The organism is Rhodococcus sp. 06-1460-1B, from assembly GCF_002258475.1.
Lineage (GTDB): Bacteria > Actinomycetota > Actinomycetes > Mycobacteriales > Mycobacteriaceae > Rhodococcoides > Rhodococcoides fascians.
Window position 1 is genome coordinate 68,341 of record NZ_NOYS01000013.1, and the last position, 18,939, is coordinate 87,279.

Annotated in this window: 18 protein-coding genes; 11 read left to right on the plus strand and 7 right to left on the minus strand. The window is 63.8% G+C overall.

Translation table 11 applies throughout. The features are described 5' to 3' along the window. The first annotated feature begins 166 nt into the window (after positions 1–166). From chvE to CH268_RS04765, 4 genes are all read left to right on the plus strand, one after another. Positions 167–1,303, plus strand: coding sequence for a multiple monosaccharide ABC transporter substrate-binding protein (chvE, locus tag CH268_RS04750; RefSeq protein ID WP_032374214.1), 1,137 nt, complete (start codon positions 167–169; stop codon positions 1,301–1,303). An 8-nt stretch (positions 1,304–1,311) separates the two neighbouring features. Next, entirely contained in the window at positions 1,312–2,850 is a 1,539-nt protein-coding gene (gene mmsA / locus CH268_RS04755) for a multiple monosaccharide ABC transporter ATP-binding protein (RefSeq protein ID WP_032367932.1), read from the plus strand. Then, positions 2,847–4,175: a multiple monosaccharide ABC transporter permease gene (mmsB, locus tag CH268_RS04760; protein ID WP_027495782.1), complete on the plus strand. Its 1,329-nt coding sequence runs from the start codon at positions 2,847–2,849 to the stop codon at positions 4,173–4,175. The genes mmsA and mmsB overlap by 4 nt, the downstream gene beginning before the upstream one ends. A 73-nt stretch (positions 4,176–4,248) precedes the next feature. Continuing rightward, entirely contained in the window at positions 4,249–5,274 is a 1,026-nt protein-coding gene (locus CH268_RS04765) for a LacI family DNA-binding transcriptional regulator (RefSeq protein ID WP_032391210.1), read from the plus strand. Here CH268_RS04765 and CH268_RS04770 read toward each other — a convergent pair. Then, positions 5,259–6,830: a PucR family transcriptional regulator gene (locus CH268_RS04770; protein ID WP_094662664.1), complete on the minus strand. Its 1,572-nt coding sequence runs from the start codon at positions 6,828–6,830 to the stop codon at positions 5,259–5,261. The genes CH268_RS04765 and CH268_RS04770 overlap by 16 nt on opposite strands. Before the next feature lie 100 nt (positions 6,831–6,930). On the opposite strand from CH268_RS04770, the gene pruA reads away from it, so the two are divergent. The 4 genes from pruA to CH268_RS04790 all read left to right on the plus strand — a co-directional run bounded on the left by pruA (position 6,931) and on the right by CH268_RS04790 (position 11,988). Beyond that, positions 6,931–8,580, plus strand: coding sequence for an L-glutamate gamma-semialdehyde dehydrogenase (gene pruA, locus CH268_RS04775; RefSeq protein ID WP_032371593.1), 1,650 nt, complete (start codon positions 6,931–6,933; stop codon positions 8,578–8,580). Further along, on the plus strand, positions 8,577–9,521 hold the full coding sequence (locus tag CH268_RS04780) for a proline dehydrogenase family protein (protein WP_032367516.1): 945 nt from the start codon (positions 8,577–8,579) through the stop codon (positions 9,519–9,521). The genes pruA and CH268_RS04780 overlap by 4 nt, the downstream gene beginning before the upstream one ends. A 63-nt stretch (positions 9,522–9,584) precedes the next feature. After that, complete coding sequence (locus CH268_RS04785; RefSeq protein WP_094662666.1) at positions 9,585–11,513, plus strand: HNH endonuclease signature motif containing protein; 1,929 nt, start codon at positions 9,585–9,587, stop codon at positions 11,511–11,513. Between the two features lie 118 nt (positions 11,514–11,631). After that, positions 11,632–11,988 (plus strand): hypothetical protein, encoded by a 357-nt coding sequence (locus CH268_RS04790; protein WP_141215082.1) that lies wholly within the window; start codon positions 11,632–11,634, stop codon positions 11,986–11,988. A 4-nt stretch (positions 11,989–11,992) separates the two neighbouring features. Here CH268_RS04790 and CH268_RS04795 read toward each other — a convergent pair whose 3' ends face one another. The 3 genes from CH268_RS04795 to CH268_RS04805 are packed head-to-tail and all read right to left on the minus strand — an operon-like array spanning position 11,993 to position 14,780. After that, positions 11,993–12,190 (minus strand): PLDc N-terminal domain-containing protein, encoded by a 198-nt coding sequence (locus CH268_RS04795; protein WP_094662670.1) that lies wholly within the window; start codon positions 12,188–12,190, stop codon positions 11,993–11,995. A gap of 36 nt (positions 12,191–12,226) precedes the next feature. Continuing rightward, entirely contained in the window at positions 12,227–13,747 is a 1,521-nt protein-coding gene (locus tag CH268_RS04800) for a hypothetical protein (RefSeq protein ID WP_094662672.1), read from the minus strand. A gap of 31 nt (positions 13,748–13,778) precedes the next feature. Further along, entirely contained in the window at positions 13,779–14,780 is a 1,002-nt protein-coding gene (locus CH268_RS04805) for a hypothetical protein (protein ID WP_094662675.1), read from the minus strand. A 64-nt stretch (positions 14,781–14,844) separates the two neighbouring features. Here CH268_RS04805 and CH268_RS04810 point away from each other — a divergent pair, with 64 nt between their 5' ends. Next, positions 14,845–15,066 (plus strand): PLDc N-terminal domain-containing protein, encoded by a 222-nt coding sequence (locus tag CH268_RS04810; protein ID WP_094662677.1) that lies wholly within the window; start codon positions 14,845–14,847, stop codon positions 15,064–15,066. Further along, entirely contained in the window at positions 15,063–15,320 is a 258-nt protein-coding gene (locus CH268_RS04815) for a hypothetical protein (RefSeq protein WP_141215083.1), read from the plus strand. Before CH268_RS04810 ends, CH268_RS04815 begins: the two co-directional genes overlap by 4 nt. On the opposite strand, the gene CH268_RS04820 is transcribed toward CH268_RS04815, so the two are convergent. Together CH268_RS04820 and CH268_RS04825 are read right to left on the minus strand one after the other, a co-directional pair. Next, positions 15,286–15,762: a GNAT family N-acetyltransferase gene (locus tag CH268_RS04820; RefSeq protein ID WP_176457842.1), complete on the minus strand. Its 477-nt coding sequence runs from the start codon at positions 15,760–15,762 to the stop codon at positions 15,286–15,288. The two genes, CH268_RS04815 and CH268_RS04820, sit on opposite strands and share 35 nt — an antisense overlap. After that, positions 15,749–16,759 carry an aldo/keto reductase gene (locus CH268_RS04825; RefSeq protein WP_094662727.1) on the minus strand — a complete coding sequence of 337 codons (1,011 nt, stop codon included), beginning with the start codon at positions 16,757–16,759 and terminating at the stop codon, positions 15,749–15,751. The genes CH268_RS04820 and CH268_RS04825 overlap by 14 nt, the downstream gene beginning before the upstream one ends. A 64-nt stretch (positions 16,760–16,823) precedes the next feature. Here CH268_RS04825 and CH268_RS04830 point away from each other — a divergent pair, with 64 nt between their 5' ends. Then, entirely contained in the window at positions 16,824–17,735 is a 912-nt protein-coding gene (locus CH268_RS04830; protein ID WP_176457843.1) for an aminotransferase class IV, read from the plus strand. Here the strand turns inward: CH268_RS04830 and CH268_RS04835 are convergent, their stop codons facing one another. Beyond that, on the minus strand, positions 17,736–18,884 hold the full coding sequence (locus CH268_RS04835) for a serine hydrolase domain-containing protein (protein ID WP_094662683.1): 1,149 nt from the start codon (positions 18,882–18,884) through the stop codon (positions 17,736–17,738). It lies immediately after the preceding gene. Positions 18,885–18,939: the final 55 nt, after the last annotated feature.

The window sequence follows — 18,939 nt, forward strand, 5'->3', positions numbered from 1 at the left end:
GTAGGCGACAAATGTTAGCGCTCACACTGCTCACGTGGGGTGCAAAAAGAAAACTTTGACAATGCCGATGTTATCGCTCACACTTTCGTTTTGATGTGATGCGAACCACACGGGACCACCCGACGGCCTCCGCTTCACGGTCTACCTCACAACACAGGGAGAAACGATGAAGTTTCGAAAGCTATCCGTGGCTACGGCCGCGGTGGCCCTCACCCTCACGCTCGGTGCGTGCGGATCGAGTACCAAGACCGCAGACGAGGCTCCGGCCGAGGGCGGCAGCACCGCAGGTGCGTTGATCGGCGTCACCATGCCGACGAAGTCCTCCGCCCGTTGGATCGCCGACGGCGACAACCTGAAGAGCGCGTTGGAGGGCCAGGGATACAAGGTCGACCTGCAGTACGCAGAGAACGACATTCCCACCCAGGTCAACCAGATCGAGAACCAGATCACCCAGGGCGCGAAGCTGCTGATCGTGGCCTCGGTGGACGGCACCGCCATCACCACCCAGCTGCAGGAAGCCAAGGACAACGGCATCGGTGTCATCGCCTACGACCGGCTCATCCGCAACTCCCCGGACGTCGACTACTACGCGACGTTCGACAACTACAAGGTCGGCGTCGACCAGGCCACCTCACTGTTGGTCGGCCTCGGGCTGAAGAACGAGGACGGCACCGACAAGGCCGACGCGCCCGCCGGCCCGCTCAACATCGAGGTTTTCGCCGGTTCGCCCGACGACAACAACGCCACCTTCTTCTTCGACGGTGCCATGGAGACCCTGAAGCCGTACCTGGACAAGGGAACTCTGAAGATCGGTAGTGGCGAGTCCGACTTCGGAACCGCTGCCACCCTGCGCTGGGATCCGGCGACGGCACAGAAGCGCATGGAAGACCTGCTGACCAAGACGTACTCCTCGGGCCAGAAGGTTCAGGGCGTGCTCTCCCCGTACGACGGTCTGTCGATCGGAATTCTGTCCGCGCTCAAGAGCAACGGCTACGGAACCGCCGGTCAGCCCTACCCAGTCGTCACCGGACAGGACGCCGAGGTGCCGTCGGTCAAGTCGATCATCGCCGGTGAGCAGTACTCCACGATCTACAAGGACACGCGCCAGCTCGCCGAGGTCACGATCCAGATGGCTCAGGCAATGCTCAACGGTCAGACTCCCGAGACCAACAACACCACCGATTACGACAACGGCGAGAAGGTCGTTCCGGCGTACCTGCTGCAGCCCGAAATCGTCTACAAGGACAACTACGAGAAGCTGCTCGTCGAGGGTGGCTACTACACCGAGGATCAGTTGAAGTGAGTTCGGCGATGACGAGCCCGATTCTGGAGATGCGCGGCATCACCAAAACATTTCCCGGCGTCAAGGCGCTACAGGATGTCACTCTCTCGGTGAATCGCGGCGAGATCCACGCGATCTGCGGCGAGAACGGAGCAGGCAAGTCGACGCTCATGAAGGTGTTGTCGGGTGTGTACGCGCACGACACATTCGACGGCGACATCGTGTTCGACGGTCGAGAGTGCTCGTTCTCCGACATCCGGAGTAGCGAGGCCGAGGGCATCGTCATCATCCATCAGGAACTCGCACTGAGTCCGCATCTCTCCATTGCCGAGAACATCTTTCTCGGCAACGAGCGGTCCAAGCGCGGGTTCATCGACTGGAACCGAACGAATTCCGAGGCCGCAGCCCTACTGAACCGGGTAGGGCTGCGGGAGAATCCCGTCAACGTCGTGAGCGATCTCGGCGTCGGCAAGCAGCAACTCGTCGAGATCGCCAAGGCACTGTCCAAAGACGTGACGCTGCTGATTCTCGACGAACCCACTGCGGCACTCAACGATTCCGACTCCGCACATCTGCTGGATCTGTTGCGCGGTCTACGGGACGAGGGCATCACGTGCGTGATCATCTCGCACAAGCTCAACGAGATCGCGGCCATTGCCGACCGGACCACGATCATTCGGGACGGCAAGACCATCAAGACGCTGGACATGCGAGACCCGGACGTCACCGAGGATCGCATCATCTCGCTGATGGTCGGCCGCGATCTCGAGCACCGGTTTCCGCCCCACGAATCGACTGTGGGAGAGGAAGTTCTGCGCATCGAGGACTGGACCGTGCACAGTCCGACCCAGCAGGGCCGAACCGTCGTCGACAAGGCGAACCTCACGCTGCGGCGCGGTGAGATCGTCGGCCTCGCCGGATTGATGGGTGCCGGCCGTACCGAGTTGGCCATGAGCGTCTTCGGCCGAAGCTACGGGATCGACATCTCGGGACGGCTCTACAAGTACGGCAAGGAAATTCACGTCAAGTCCGTCAACGATGCCATCCATCACGGCATCGCGTACGCCACCGAGGACCGGAAACGGTACGGGCTGAACCTGATCGACGACATCAAGCGCAACATTTCCACCGCGGCGCTGGACAAGTTGGTGACGGGAGGCTTCGTCGACGCCAACCAGGAATACAAGGTCGCCGAGGGCTTCCGCAAGAGCATGAACATCAAGGCACCGAACGTCTCCGCCGTGGTCGGCAAACTCTCCGGCGGCAATCAGCAGAAAGTCGTGCTGAGCAAATGGATCTTCAGCGATCCCGATGTGCTCATCCTCGACGAACCGACGCGAGGAATCGACGTCGGCGCGAAATTCGAAATCTATTCGATCATCAACCAACTCGCCGACGCCGGAAAGGCAGTGCTGGTGATCTCGTCCGAACTTCCGGAACTTCTCGGTCTGTGCGACCGGATCTACGCGCTGTCCGCCGGCCGGATCACCGGTGAGGTCGACCGCGAGGACGCAACCCAGGAATCTCTCATGCATCTCATGACCCGTGGAACAGGAGTACTTCGATGAACCAGCTGTCGACCGTTCGGGGGCTGCTCACGCGAAACCTCCGACAGAGCGGAATCTTCATCGCGTTCGCGCTGATCATCGTGCTCTTCACCGTGCTGACCGGAGGTCAGCTGTTGGTGCCGCAGAACATCAGCAACATGGTGGTGCAGAACTCGTACATTCTCATTCTGGCCATCGGCATGGTCGTCATCATCATCGCCGGCCATATCGACCTGTCCGTCGGATCGGTGGTGGCGGCCACCGGAGCCATCGCCGGTGTCCTCATGGTCCAACAGAACGTGCCGTGGCCACTGGCGGTGCTGATCACGTTGATCGTCGGCGGCCTGATCGGTGCCTGGCAGGGTTATTGGGTCGCGTACTTCGGCATTCCCGCGTTCATCGTCACCCTCGCCGGAATGCTCGTCTTCCGCGCAGTGACTCTCATCGTCCTCGGCAACCAGGGCATCGGGCCGTTCCCCGGACCGGTACGCACACTGTCCAACGGCTTCCTGCCCGGCTTCATGGGCAATGTGGGTCTCGGGCCATTGGGTGGGGCGGATATCTTCACGTTGCTCGTCGCGATTCTCGCGGTCGCTGGAATCGTGTTCAGCCAGTGGCGTTCTCGAACGGGCCGGCAGAAGTACGGCCAGACCGTGGACGCGATGCCGCTGTTCCTGATCAAGATGGCGTTCGCCGCCGCTCTCGTGCTTGCGATCGCCGTCCAGTTGGCTCGCTTCAAGAACCTGCCGTACGTGCTGATCCTGCTCGCCGTGTTGGTCATGGGTTACTCGACGTTGGCCGGCAAGACCGTATTCGGTCGGCACGTCTACGCCATCGGCGGCAATATTCACGCCGCGTCCCTGTCCGGTATCAAGGTCAAGCCGGTGACGTTCTGGATCTTCGTCAACATGGGTGTCCTCTCGGCTCTGGCCGGAATCATCTTCGCCGGACGCCTCAACCAGGCCGGTCCTACTGCGGGCAACGGCTTCGAGCTCGACGCCATCGCGGCGGCGTTCATCGGTGGCGCAGCCGTACAGGGCGGCGTCGGCCGCATCGTCGGCGCGCTGACCGGTGGACTCATCATCGCCGTGATCAACAGCGGCATGTCGCTGATCGGATCACCCAGCGAGAGAGTGCAATTGGTGAAGGGTCTGGTGCTGCTCGCCGCCGTGGCGTTCGACATCTGGACCAAGCGTCGTGCGGCGAGCGGTAAGGGCGGCAAGGGAGACAAAGCCGCGTCCCCCACCAGTTACCTGGGCGTACCGGTACCCGCTGAGATGTTCTCCCCCGGCGAGCCCGGAAAGCCCGCACCGCCGACCTCTGCATCGATGACGAAAACGACGTGATCCGGGCGGTGACGCGCCGATCCGGTCCGGGCATGCTGAGATGGTGTCCGACCAGCGAAGGAGGATGCGTGCGATGACGCCGACCCGCGGACCGGCCATGACCGACGTCGCTCGGCTCGCGGGTGTGTCCCACCAGACCGTCTCTCGGGTCATCAACGGCCATCCCAACGTCACCGAGGCGACCAGAACAAAGGTCGAGCAGGCGATCGCGGAGCTCGGCTACCGGCCGAACACCGCCGCTCGCGCTCTGGTCACCGGCCGCAGCAGCACGATCGGGATCGTCGGCACCGGCAACGCTCTGTATGGGCCGGTGTCGACGCTCTACAGCGTCGAACAGGCCGCACGACAGGCCGGATACTCCGTCGTCGTCGGCGTCCCCACCTCGTTCGACGAGGTGGCGATCAGCACCTGCGTGCGCAGGTTGCAGAAGCAGGGCGTCGACGGCGTCGTCGTCATCGCGCCGTTGAGCACCGACGGCGGCGACATCGCCGAATTGGCCGCCGAACTGCCACTGGTGGCCGTCGAAGGATCGCCGGAAGGCGATCTGGCGGTCGTCTCGGTCGATCAGGTCGCCGGCGCGCAGTCCGCCACCACACATCTGCTCTCACTCGGTCACCGCGCCGTCTGGCACGTCGCAGGCCCCTCGGGTTGGTACGAGGCGGCCGACCGCGTCATCGGGTGGCGCTCGGCCCACGAGCAGGCCGGTGTCGAACCGCCACTCGTTCTCGCCGGCGATTGGACCGCGAAGTCCGGCTTCGAAGCCGGATGTCGATTGGCCGAGAACCCGGACGTCACAGCGGTGTTCGCCGGAAACGATGCGATGGCCCTCGGTGTGCTGCGCGCCCTCGAAGTGCACGGCCGGAAAGTTCCGACGGACGTCAGTGTGGTCGGTTTCGACGACGTTCCCGACGCGGAGTTCTTCTCCCCTCCCCTGACGACGATCCGTCAGGAGTTCAGCGAGGTCGGCATCCGTAGCGTCGAAATACTCTTGGCCCAAATCGATTCCGGCAACCGCAGTACCCGACGTTCGCGTATCGAGCCGAGCCTGGTGATCCGGTCCAGCACTGCCGAGGCCCGCGACGCTCACATCCGCAGCTGAATCTCCACCAACAACCGCGCGTCCGGATCCGACAGATCCAACTCCAGAATCTGCTCGACGCGTCGGATGCGGTAGCGCACCGTGTTCGGGTGGATGTGCAGCCTCTCCGCTGCGGCACGCACGTCACCGAAGCACGCCAGATACGTCTCGAGACTCTCTCGCATCGCGCCGTCGTGGGTGGCGTCGTACCGATCCAGCGCTGCGATGCGCGGGTCACGCAACTGCTCGTGATTCGAGATGATGTCGACGATCTCACCCAGCAGCACAGACGTTCTCGACTCTGCGAGCGTGGTGACCCGAACGTCGCCGGTGGTCGCGTCCAATACTCGGTCGACCTCGAACCGGGCTGCAGCCACCCCGTCGAGATCGGCGATCGGCGCGGCCACCGCAGCGCGCAAGCACAGTCCGGTTCGAGTCTCGATGCGCGACAAGGCATCTGCGGTCCACACCGGAATCGCCGTCCCCGACGCAGCTCCGGAGAACAGTACGTAGATTCTCTCGCCGATGACGGTCACCAGCGAGTCTCGCCTGAATGCGCTGGCGTGCAACCGGATCGACGGAGCCAGACCGGTGATGTCGAATTCACCACAGGCGGCGAATCCGACGACCGCGGCCGTCCCCGTGGTCGGAATCGACAGCGCCGCGGCCAGCGACGGAATGTCCACGCCGCCACCCCGCGCGCCGAGCAGTCGCTGAATCTGCAGCGCCTCGTTGGTCGGGGCGTTCGCAATGCGGGTGATCAGCCGGGCGGCGACCGCCGACGCTCCGCGCAACACCGCATCGGCGTCCACCGACAGCGGACGCGCGCCTTCCTGAACCCAGATCGTTCCCAGTGTTGTTGCTGCGCCGCTTATTCGACGTATCCCGACGGCAAGGCGTCGACGAATACCGAGTTCGGCATCGGCCGGTACGTCGATGACGTCGTCGGTACGGCGGAGTCGATCGAACACCCCGCGCTCGTGCAGACGGCGAAGGTAGTCGGCCGGTCCTTCTCGCCCCAGGATCGACAGGGTCCGCAACTCGTCGGCCGAGTCGTCCGATGCCGAGTACGCCAATACGTGCGAGCGCTCGTCCTCGATGCTCACCATGCCCTTGGTCAAGGACGCAACCGTCTGCGCCAGCTCGTACAGATCGGTGTCCGCTCCGAACAGCCCGTCGTCCGAGGCCGGTGAGCGTGACTGATCGAGGACCCCGCGCATCGTCGACAGCAGCAGTTCCCAGCGGGTCTGGTGGTGTACCGCGACCAAGGCGATTCCGGTCTCTCGGGCAGCGTGGGCCAACGCGGTCGAGTCGGCCACCTTGGTCAGCACCGCAAGGGGCCTGTCGACCACCGGACGCAACGCCAGATCGTCGAACCAACGCAGCGCATCGGTCTCGGTGACGCCGACCAGCAGGGTCAGATCGGCAGCCGTTCCCGGTGGTCGACGAAGGTCGTCGCCGTCGAGCAGGGCCACGGACTCGACGGTGATCTCGGTTCCCGCCGGAGCGACCACGAGCTCGACCACGGCGCTGTGCAGCGACGTCAGCAGAGAACGCAGCGTCACGGTGTTGGCCATGCGGACAAGTACACCACGAATTCTTTGGCCGATGAGCTGATTGAACGCGCTGTCGATGCGACTTCAATGAGCAGCACACACCCGAGTGCGAGGAGCCACCATGGACGCGGTCACATCAGTTCCCACCCCGGTCAACGAGCCGGTCAACACCTATGCCCCCGGAAGCGCCGAGCGCGCGAGGCTGCGCATCCGCTTGGACGAACTGCGTGCGAACCCCGTCCGCATCCATCAGGTGATCGGCGGTGTCCACCGCGACGCCGCCGGCACCGATACCGATGTGGTCGAACCCCACAAGCACGCGTCGGTCATCGGTAGTTTCGCCGAGGCAACGCACCGGGACGTGCAGGACGCGATCTCGGCGGCGACCGCAGCTGCACCGGCCTGGCGCGATCTTCCGTTCGACGAGCGAGCTGCAGTGTTCCTGCGCGCGGCTGATCTGCTGTCGGGTCCGTGGCGCGAAAGGATCGCTGCCGCAACGATGCTCGGGCAGTCCAAGTCGGCCTACCAGGCCGAGATCGACGCACCGTGCGAGCTGATCGATTTCTGGCGGTTCAATGTCGCGTTCGCACGACAGATCCTCGCCGATCAGCCGGTGTCGGCCCCGGGCGTGTGGAATCGCGTCGAGTACCGCCCGCTCGAGGGTTTCGTCTACGCGATCACACCGTTCAACTTCACCGCCATCGCCGGTAACCTCCCCACAGCGCCTGCACTGATGGGCAACACGGTGCTGTGGAAGCCGTCGCCCACCCAGGCAGTCGCCGCGTACCTGACGCTGCAGTTGCTCGAGGCGGCAGGTCTGCCGCCGGGAGTGATCAACCTCGTCCTCGGCGACGGTCCGATGGTCTCCGAAGTAGCCCTGGCCGATCCACGCCTGGCGGGCATCCACTTCACCGGATCCACTGCGACCTTCCAGACGCTGTGGCGCGAGGTCGGCAACAACATCTCGAACTACCACTCCTACCCGCGGCTCGTCGGCGAGACCGGCGGCAAGGATTTTGTCGTCGCGCACAGCTCGGCCGATCCGGACGTGTTGACCACGGCCATGATTCGCGGTGCCTTCGACTTCCAGGGGCAGAAGTGCTCGGCCGCTTCGCGGGCATTCGTGCCGAAGTCGCTGTGGGCTCGTATGGGTGAGACGTTCATCGAGCAGGTGTCGGCCCTGAAGTACGGCGACGTCACCGACCTGTCGAACTACGGCGGTGCCGTCATCGACCGAAAGGCGTTCGACCGCAACGCAGCAGCGCTCGACCGCGCGAAATCCGTGACCGGCCTGACCATCGCCGCCGGTGGAACGTGCGACGACACGGAAGGGTACTTCGTTTCTCCCACGGTCCTTCTCGGCGACGATCCCACCGACGAAGCCTTCACCACCGAGTACTTCGGCCCCATTCTGGCCGTGCACGTCTACGACGACAACCGGCCCGACGCCTATGCCGACGTACTGCGCACCGTCGACACCGGATCGAAGTACGCACTGACCGGTGCCGTCATCGCCACCGATCGCACGGCCGTCGAGCAGGCCCATTCGGCACTGCGATTCGCCGCCGGAAACTTCTACGTCAACGACAAGCCCACCGGCGCGGTCGTCGGTCAGCAACCGTTCGGCGGAGCGCGTGCGTCGGGTACCAACGACAAGGCCGGCTCACCGCAGAACCTGTTGCGCTGGGCATCGGCACGCACGGTCAAGGAAACGTTCGTCCCGCCGACCGCACACGGCTACCCCCATCAGGAAGGCGAGGGCACACGATGACCACAGTGCTGAGCAACCCACTGCGGCCGGCTCTGCTGGCGGCCGCACGCTCACCGAAATTGCAGGCCACCGTGACGCGGCTGCGTGCCACCCGATCGCTCGTCGACCGCTTCGTCGCCGGTGAATCGGAGCCCGCCGTGGTCACCGCCGTCGATGCCCTGCTGGCGTCGGGACGATTCGTCTCGGTGGACTATCTGGGCGAGGACACCACCGACCGCGCGCAGGCGACAGCCACCGTTCAGTCGTACCTGTCACTGATACAACGCTTTTCGACGCGTAGTACCGCCGAGACCGCGCTCGAGGTATCGCTCAAACTCTCGGCCCTCGGTCAGGGAATCGACCGGACGCTGGCGCTCGAGAACGCGCGCGAAATCTGTACCGCGGCAACAGCGGCGGGAGTGTGGGTGACCGTCGACGCCGAGGACCACACCACCACCGACTCGACCCTGTCCATCGTGCGCGAACTGCGGCAGGACTTTCCCGATCTCGGCACGGTGCTGCAGGCGTACCTGAAACGAACCGAGGCCGACTGCCGAGAACTGTCCGGACCGAGATCTCGCATCCGACTGTGCAAGGGCGCGTACAACGAGCCCGCGTCGGTGGCGTTCCAGAGTGCACGGGACGTTTCGGACTCCTACCTACGGTGCCTGGAAGTGCTGATGAACGGCAGCGGCTACCCCATGGTCGCCTCCCACGATCCCGAGATGATCGAGGCGGCGGAGCGGCTCGCCGCGAACGCCGGACGGTCCGCAGCCGACTTCGAGTTCCAGATGCTGTTCGGAATCCGCGACCAGGAACAACGACGACTGGTCGACGCCGGCCAGCACGTGCGTGTCTACGTGCCCTACGGAGAGCAGTGGTACGGCTACTTCATGCGCAGACTCGCAGAGCGGCCGGCCAACCTCATGTTCTTCGCGCGGTCGCTGCTCTCTCGCAACTGACTTCACTCGGATCGGCGAACGTGTGTTCGAAAGTGTGTCGGTGGGTCGCGGTAGATTCTGTTCATGCTTTCGGGGGACGGCGGATCAGGGGTGGACGGCATCGAGACGGTGCCGCCTGCCCCTGACGTGTCCGACCCTGTCTTGGCGGGGTTGGTCGACGCGGTGGAGTCGGCGGTCGCCGAGTTGGCGGGGCAGGCGTCGGTGGCGTGGTCGAACGCCGTCCGGCGTGCGGTGATCCAACGCATGGACACTGTGTCGCGGTCTGTGACGGCGTACTCGCACACCTGGCTCAACGAACTGATCGCACAACACGGCCTCGACGTCTATCCGGGTTCGGTGCCGTGCTCGGCGGCATGGATGCTGCGAATCACCCCACGCGCGGCCGGGGCGCGAGTACGTCTGGCCGCGGAGTTGGGTGACCGCACCGCATTGTCCGGCGAAGTGCTGCCTCCCTTGTTGCCGCACACCGCTGCAGCGGTGCGGGCGGGATTGCTCGATGCCCAGCACGTGCAGATGATCCGCGAATTCTTCCGGCATCTGCCGTCGAGTGTGGATCCGCAGACCCGCGATCGCGCCGAACAGCAGTTGGTGGGTCTCGCCTCGACGAGGCGGCCCGACGACTTCGCGCCACTGGTGGCGCACCTGGACTCGATCCTCGACCCCGACGGCGACTTCGACGAGAACGAAGACGAAGACGAAGACGAAGACAAGAACGCGAAGCCGAGGCCACGGAAACGGGATGCGTTCTTCTACCTCGGTGAGCAGGGATCCGACGGGATGTCCGAGGGGACGTTCTGCGTCGACTCCGAGCTACGGGCCTACCTCGAGGCCTTGTTCTCGAAAGCTGCTAAGCCGGGGGTGAACAATCCTGCCGACCCGACATCGATCGTCCACGAGGATGAGACCACCGGCGACGAGAACGGCGGCGGGGACGGTGGCGGGGACGGCGGCGGGGACGGCGGCGGGAGTGGCAGTGCAGCTACACCAAAGCCCGGGCCGATGCCCGACGAGGCAGGATCCAGCGATGCTCGATCGGGTGACGAGTACCTGTGGGATGGGGCGGTCGGCAACGGTGCCAACTTCTACGGTGACGACGACCGCAGTGGAGAAAACCGCAGTGGCGACGACCGCGGTGAGGGTGAGTGCGCCGACAGCAGCGACTGTGGTTGCGGCACAACGCCACACAGCACACCCAAGGACACCAACGACACCAACGACACCAATGACACCAACGACGGTGCCGGCTCCGACAGCGCTGCTGAACCCGGCGGCCACGCCGACGCCGACGCCTCGGACACCGCTGCTCGTGATGCTGCCGCCGCGCGGGATCGACGCACCCAGAACGAACGCCGTCATGATGCCCTGAAGATGGCGCTCCGGCACACCCTCGCCTCCGGCACGCTCGGCACCCATCGCGGGCTGCCCGTCACCGCCATCGTCACCATGAGTTTGAACGATCTCGAATCAGGCTGCGGCTACGCCATGACCGCCACCGGATCCCGCGTCTCGATCCGCGACGCCATCCGCATGGCTTCGCACGCCCACCACTACCTCACCATCTTCGACGACAACGGCAGAGCCCTCTACCTCGGCCGATCCAAACGCATCGCCTCCGCCGACCAACGCATCGTCCTCATCGCCCGCGACCGCGGCTGCAGCTTCCCCTCCTGCACCCGACCTGCAACCTGGTGCCAGTCCCACCACCTCGACGACTGGGTCGAGGGCGGACCCACCGACATCGACTCCCTTACCTTCGCCTGCGACATGCACCACGCACTCGTCGGCACCGGCCCCGGAAAGTGGGCAACCACCAAAACCACAGCAGGACATCGCTATCCGGGCCGAACCCTGTGGCATCCACCAACAGGGATGGACCCCACACGCCGTGGGCTGATCAACCACGCACACCACCCCGAAGAAGTCCTCTACCCACCCGACCACCACAACGACACGGGCGACACCGGCGACGAGGAACCACGACAACCCGCCTGACGACCCACACAAGCGTCAGGGCACAGCTCTGTCTGTTGTCAGTACATCGCGACCGCCCGCACCGGCGTGCGCGAAAAATAGGAGGGCTCCCGAGTCGGTACCTGCGTACGGTGGGTCGATGATGGTTCTCGCCAGCAGGACTGCGGAGTTGTCGCCGCCGGTCTTCTTCGTCTGGAAGGCACTGATGCGCCCAGACTTGCATCCGAAGAATCAAGGGTTCGCCTGGCCGGTGATGTTCGAGGGTGCCGCTCTGCCGCGCATCGTCGAGAGTAGTGAGTTCGACCGCGTGGTGTGGAGCTCGCCGTGGCCGAGTCTTCCCGACGTGCTGGTGCAGTTCGATCTGACCGCAGCAACCCGACTGCGCTGGACGCTGTTGGCCCACGCACCCGCCCCCAACCCGCAGACGGTTGAATGGCTTCGCGACCAGGTAAGCCATCTGGTCAACATCGACCTACGCAATGCGACTGGATACTGAACTCTCAGTTGTTGCCGCCGTTCACCCCATACGGATAGCGCTTCCCGACTGCGAACCACAGGATGGGACCGACGATGGGCAGGATCACTGCCACCACTACCCACGCCAGCTTGATGAGCCAGCCGGTGCCTGTGTCAAGGACGATCGACACGAGAGCCATGCCGAAGAGAGCCAATGCAATCGCGCCGCCGGCAGAAGTCATGCCTGCAAAGCTAGCTCCCTCTGCGGCAACCTGCGGTCACCTCTGCTGTTCGCCCGACATCGAATCGTCGAGCATTGCTGCGATATCAAGCTCCACGGGCCATCGCAGCATTGGATCGTCGTGTTGAAGTACTTGGACCCCACGCGCGATGACCAGAATCCGACCTATGTCGTCGATCGCGACGCTCGGGCTGGTCGCGATCACGGGAACGCTTGTCAGTGGCGTCAAGGTCGCCGCGTCATAGATGGTGAACAACCAGAACTGTTCGCCTCGTTCGTAGGTGACCGGGCCAGAGAGCGGCCACCACCCCGCTGATGAAGTGCCGTCGGGTGCATGCCCGATCGTCCAGGCAAAGCGACCGAGCTGACCACCGTGAAACTGGCTGCGCCCCAGCTTTTCACCGTCGTCGCGAATGGTGAGGTCCGGTTCGACGAATGCAACGTCGACTCCTCGGACCAGACGAAGTGGATCGCCAGCGAGATATGGATTTCCGTGGCCGCGAGGTAGCTGCGGAATGACGGGTCCGATGGTCGAATGCCCCGTCCCTGACACCCGAACCAGGCGCACCACTGATTCCGCGGGAGGCTGAACGCAGACGACCCAACCATCACGTTCCACAGCTATGGAATTGACGTGGCCCGCGACAGCCGCGACGGCCGCCGAATCCGAACCCGGTGTGTACAGGCGCCACATTGCCGCTCCGGCACAGACGAGCAACAGCCCCCCGTTGACGGATCCGATGAGCGCGGGCAAGGTATCGACCCGAACTGCTTCCTGACCGAGGCGAATCCAGAACATTCCGTCCATTCCGCCGACCCAGCACCCTGCTTCGGTGGCCCAGACGGAGCGCGAACCACCGATCCTGGCCGGTAGAACATGTTCGGCAGCAATACCTTCCGAATCGATGCTGACTACCAGCGGTAATTCCGCGTCGAGAACCCAGGTGACGCCGCCGGCAGCGGCCACGTCTCCCGGCACGATGCTCGGGCGGGTCGGTAGAGGCGGAACGTCGTCGAGATCGAGATCGATCATGACGCTGTTCTCCTGGTCGACGGGGCCACCGTCCTCGCGCATCGACACGTGGCCGAAGATTCGACGGACTTCCTCCATGTCGCGAGTGGCACGATGACCAGGGCATATGACCCAACCCTCGCCGGGAATCAACTGGTAGCGCTCCGACACCAATTGAGCTCGGGTCACTCGACCGCGAAACCACCCCTCGGTGTCGTAGCCGAAGACGCCGTAGAAGCGGCCGGTCAACTCGACTTGCCCAGTCCTGGGGGTGAATCCGCGCCATGACGCAGTCCAACCGTCGCCGCGAAGCAGTCCGGTCCATTCCCAGCGACGAGGGGACTTTTGCCCCGTGTATTGCCAGATCGGCTCCTGCCCCGACGGTTCGAGGCTCGCCGATACCCTGACGACCTGCGGCTCGTTCTCGGGTAGCTCTACGAAACGCAATGGGCCTGTCAACACCGAACCCACACGGGGCGGGTCGATCTCACCGTCACCGATCACCGACGCCGAGATGTGCACGACAAGCGTGCGATGGTCGCTCATGCGCCTTTCAACGAGGTCATGAGAGTTGAGGCTACTCGTGAGCGCGTCCAGCGACTCTCCGACCACGGTCCACCGGCTCTCCAGGATGTAACGAATGTTGCAATTCGAGGACTGCAGGAGCATCGAGCTGTCCGTTTGTCGCTCCGGCAGCCCAATCCCAGTCCGGAGTGGACCAAACGTAATGCGACACTCCCCACTTCGGTGTCCATCCCTCGCCACTGCGAGGGCGACGTCCCAACAGTGTTCTCCGATTGCTCGTATCGAAGCCCCCGTCGCCGGCCTCTGCGAAATGCACGTACTCGGGAGTGAAATCGAGCGGTGCGCGCACGATCAATGGCGTCGGCGCCACGTTCTCTCTGAACCACTGCGCGTGTGTGTGCCGCAGCGCTCTCGACTCGTCCTCTAGTATCTGCTGATACTCCTCGCCCGTGTGCGCCGGCCCGTCCCAGACGAACATCGTGTCGTCGATCGGTTCGCCGACAGCGAGTTCGACGAACTGCGAACCGATTCCTGCCCCGTCGATGCGGTCGCCCAGGATGAACCCGGTTTCGACGTCGACCCAGATGCGAAGCGGATACGGTTTCCCATCGGGAGGAGCCAATTGCACTGTCCAACAATCGCGTCCGGCGAACTCGACCGTCTCCACCGTGCCGATCGGTTGCGCGAATTCGTTTCCGGTCCACTCGGCGGTACTGCGTTGCTGCAACAAGAATTGGCTAGGCCCCAGATACATCACCCTGCCAAGCGGTCCGACGCGTGGTCGGTCGGCCGGGCCTGTGAAGTCCCAGGCCCGCGCGCCGTCGCTGATGAAGATGGGATTGCCGTCGAGACGTTCGACGCGCGTCTTGCGCCCGGATCGCCATACCCGACAGCCATCTTCGGGTGCGATCAGCACGGGTGGCGTGCCACTGTAGGCGAATCCGTGCCGGAAGGACTCGGGACTTCCTGCTTCGTGGATCTCCTCGATAGTGCCCCGCATCGGTATGGTCGATTCAGTGGTCATGGCCGTAAGAACTTCGATCCAGGCGGTCATGGTCGCAGCCTAACGCCGAGCAAGATCGATAGGCTGGCTATTCGAGGCAAAGGGAGTGGAAACAATGGACGGCAGCAATCCCACCGTTCCGCTGACGTTCGATTTGGTATGGATTGCTGCAATTGTTCTGTGGTTGATGCTCGTTGCTGTCGCCTGGGTGTCGATAGTTCGCAGTACTCAGTCGCGTGAGGGCGCGAAACTCTGGTGGTGCCTATTGGTGCTTGTCATGCCGATCTCCGGTGCGCTGATCTGGTTTTGGGCCCGAACACGTCTGGAGAACTCGTGAAAGTGCGAAGCAGTATCGCCACCACTTTCGTCATGGCCGCGGTGGTCATTCTGCTGGGGCTGGCAGCGCGGTTCGTGTTCGGAATGGACTCGGCGAGGGCATTCAATCTCGTGTTCGCCGTAGCGGTGGGAGTCGCGGCGTCGACGGCCTTGCTTCTGATGATCGGAGAACGATCTCGGCACGGAGCCGTGTTGGCCGGCTCCGCAGCGTTCGGGGCGGTCATCGCTGTAGTCGTCTGGGCTCTGAGCGGTTGAGTTCGTAGCGGGCCAGCCACAGTCCCGGCAACACCTCTTGATTCTGGCTGTGCACGAAGCCGAGTGACTCGTACAGGCGACGGGCCGGGGCATTGTCTCGCCCGGTAGCCACCAGCACACGTTCTCCGGCAATGCAATTCAGTGCCGCGGTAACCAAACCGCGACCGATGCCCTGCCGATGTGCGTGTGGAGCCACCACCAGACGGTCGATCTCCGAACCGGACCACGCTGCGGCACCAAGGATCTGGCTGAGATCAAGCGCGACGAGCCAGTGGACCTGTGCTGCACACAGATCATCCACCGACTCGTGCAGTAGTGGGATGCGATCGTCGCCGATGAGCTCGGCCTCGACCGCGTACGCACTCCTCTGTACCGCGAGGATTTTCTCGGCCGACAACCGATCCGTCGACGGATCGACCTGCGCTATCTCAATACCGGCCACCAGCGGGCTCGGGCAACGTGTCGAGTGCGGCGAGGTGCTCGGAGCTCAACGTGAGCGAGGCGGCACCGGCGTTCTCGTCGAGACGCGAAGTGCGGCGAGTGCCGGGAATCGGCACCACGTGCTCTCCCTGCGCCAGCACCCATGCCAGGGCCACCTGCGCAGGCGTCGCACCGAGCTCGTCGGCGATGGCCGCGATGGCGTCGACGATGACGAGGTTCGCATCGAGGTTGTCCTGACTGAAGCGTGGCAGCCGAGCTCGGAAATCATCTGCAGCGGGCGTTGTTCCGCGAAAGTTGCCGGTCAGGAAGCCGCGGCCCAGCGGCGAGAACGGCACGAAGGCTGCACCGTTGTCCTTCGTCCATGTCAACGAGGTTGCAAGGTGGTCGCGTGTCCACAACGACAACTCCGACTGCACAGCGGATATCGGATGCACCCGCTGAGCCCGATCGAGCTGCTCGACGGTGAACTCCGAAACACCGAGTGCGCGAACCTTTCCGGCCTGCACGGCCTCGGCCATCGCGCCGATGCTGTCCTCGACGTCGACCTCGGGATCGGGACGGTGCAGGTAATACAGATCGATGTGGTCGACGCCCAACCGTCGGAGCGAATCGTCGATGGCAGACCGCAGATGCTCGGGCTTGCCGTTGGGGCCGGAAATGACCGGCTCGCCGGCGTCGCCGATGTGGGAGGTCAATCCGCCCTTGGTCGCGAGCACCACCTCGTCGCGTCGACTGCCGATGGCTGCGCCGACGACTTCCTCGTTGGTGAACGGTCCGTACACATCGGCGGTGTCGATGAAGTTCACACCCAGGTCCAGGGCGTGCCCGATGACGCGATCGGGGGACTCCGTTTGGTCGTCTGCCTTGTATGCCCAGGTCATTCCCATGCAGCCCAAGCCGATGGCACCCACCTCGGGGCCGTCGTTCCAGAGTGTGCGGGCGGGAGTGGAGCCTGCGGAACGACCAAGGGGTGGCCAGGATACTGTGCGTTCGCTCATGTACTCGACCATAGAGAAGTAAAAGCGTTGTCGCTTGGACTCACCGGGCGACTAGCATCGCCGCATGGCACTCCCGCACTCGAAGGTGTATTTCGGCGACAGACTGGTCGATGCGAAGGACGCGACACTCGGGGTCGCGACCTCGGCAGTCCTCTACGGCCTGAGTGTCTACACCGTGTTTCCGGTGCAGGTGAACGGAGATCGGCGCACCGCTTTCCGGTTGCTCGATCACTACCAGCGACTCGTCGAGTCCTGCAAGATCATCGGCATCGACACCTTCGCGACGCAGTGGAGTTTCGAGCGGTTCGTGCAGGTGACGCAGCAGGTCGTCGCGGCCAACGCCCCGACCGACGAGGTGTACGTGCGGGCAACCGTCCACGTCGACGAGTCCATTCCCGGAACACGGGTCCGTGGCCTGCACACGACAGTGTCGATCTTCCTCTACGACGCCAATCCCATTGTGCCGCAAAACGGTATGCGATTGAAGACCAGTGTGTGGCGTCGCATCCCCGACTATGCGATTCCGTCGCGCGCGAAGGTCAACGGGGCATACGTCAATTCCGTTCTGGCGAAACAGGATGCCATCGACAGTGGGTTCGATGATTGCATCTTCCTCGACATCAACGGACACGTCTGCGAGCTCAGTGCCGCCAACATCTTCCTCGTGCGAAACGGAGTGCTCGTCACGCCTGACGTCACCAGCGACATTCTCGATGGCATCAACCGTCGAACCATCCTGACCCTTGCGCGTGAAGAAGGAATGACGGTTCAGGAACGCACCGTCGACCTCACCGAGCTGTACATCGCCGACGAGGTCTTCGTGTGTGGCACGTCGGCCGGGGTTGCCCCGGTATACGAAATCGACGGCCGCGCAATAGGAACCAAGGAAATCGGACCGACGACGCTCACTCTGCGGAAGCGTCACCAGGCTGCACTCACGAGCGACGAAGTGCACGGCTGGGTGACGACCCTCTAGCTACGCCGGGCAGGTCGATGCCAGTCCGGCGATCAGTGCTTCGGATGCGGGTTGTAGCAGCGGATCGGTGCCCGGGGTCGGCGCGGCTGTGGTCCAGGCCAGTGACACCTGACGGCTGCCGTCGGGACTCGAGAACTGGAACGTGCGATATCCGAAGCCGTTGCCGCGCTGGCCGAACACCAGCTCACCGGACTCTGGATCGCAGGCGTCGATTCCCAGCAGCAATCCGAGGCCGTAGCCGGAGGGGCTGACCACCTGCATGTCGTCGACCATGTTGCGAGGTAGCAGTGTGCCGTCGAACAAAGCACGAAAGAACGTGTTCATGTCCTCTACCGTGGAGACCACTGCAGCAGCGGAAGACCAGATACTCGCGTCGTATTCGGTGACGTCGGTGTAGATCCCGTTCTCCAGCACGTAGCCGTGCAGTGCATCGTCGGCGATATCAGCGTCGGTGGGGTAAGTGGTGTCAGTCATCTGCAGAGGTTCGAAGATCCTGTCCTGCAGCGACTGTCCGACGGGCTTCCCATCGAGATCGGCCACGATCCGCCCGAGTAGAACGTAGTTGGTGTTCGAGTAGCTGAACTCCTGGCCCGGTTCACTTCTCCACGGCATGGCCGATGCCTTCGAGATCAGCTCATCGTCGGAGACGGAATCATCGGCGCGAGAAGCGATCTGCTGCGCCGTATCGAGTCCGGTGAGGTAGTCGGGTATTCCGCTCGTGTGGTCGAGCAGTTGTCGGACGGTGACGGACTTGGACAGCAGGCCCGGAAGGAGTTCGTCGACCCGCTGATCGAGCTGCAGCTTTCCCTCGTCGACGAGCTGCAGCACCACCGCCGCGACCATCGACTTGGTGACGCTTGCAATGCGCACCGGATCATCGGCACCGGCCGGCTCGGTGCCATCACGCTCGACGAGTCCTGCCGCTCCCGACCAGGAATCCTCGCCGTCGCGCACCTGCGCGACGGCGGCGACGGACCCGGCCGCTACCAGCGCGTCCAGAGCCGCCTGGACGTCGTCGGTCCTGATGCTCCCACTCGACGTCGTCGTAGAGGTCGCCTGCACGGCTGAGGGCTCGTCGGACGACGTGCATCCACTGACCAGCAGGGCCGTCGAGACGGTGAGGGCGGCGAGGACTCGTAGCTTGCTCATGGATTCGACACTAACGTCCCGAAACGGACAATTTCAGTGTCAAATGTCAGTGATC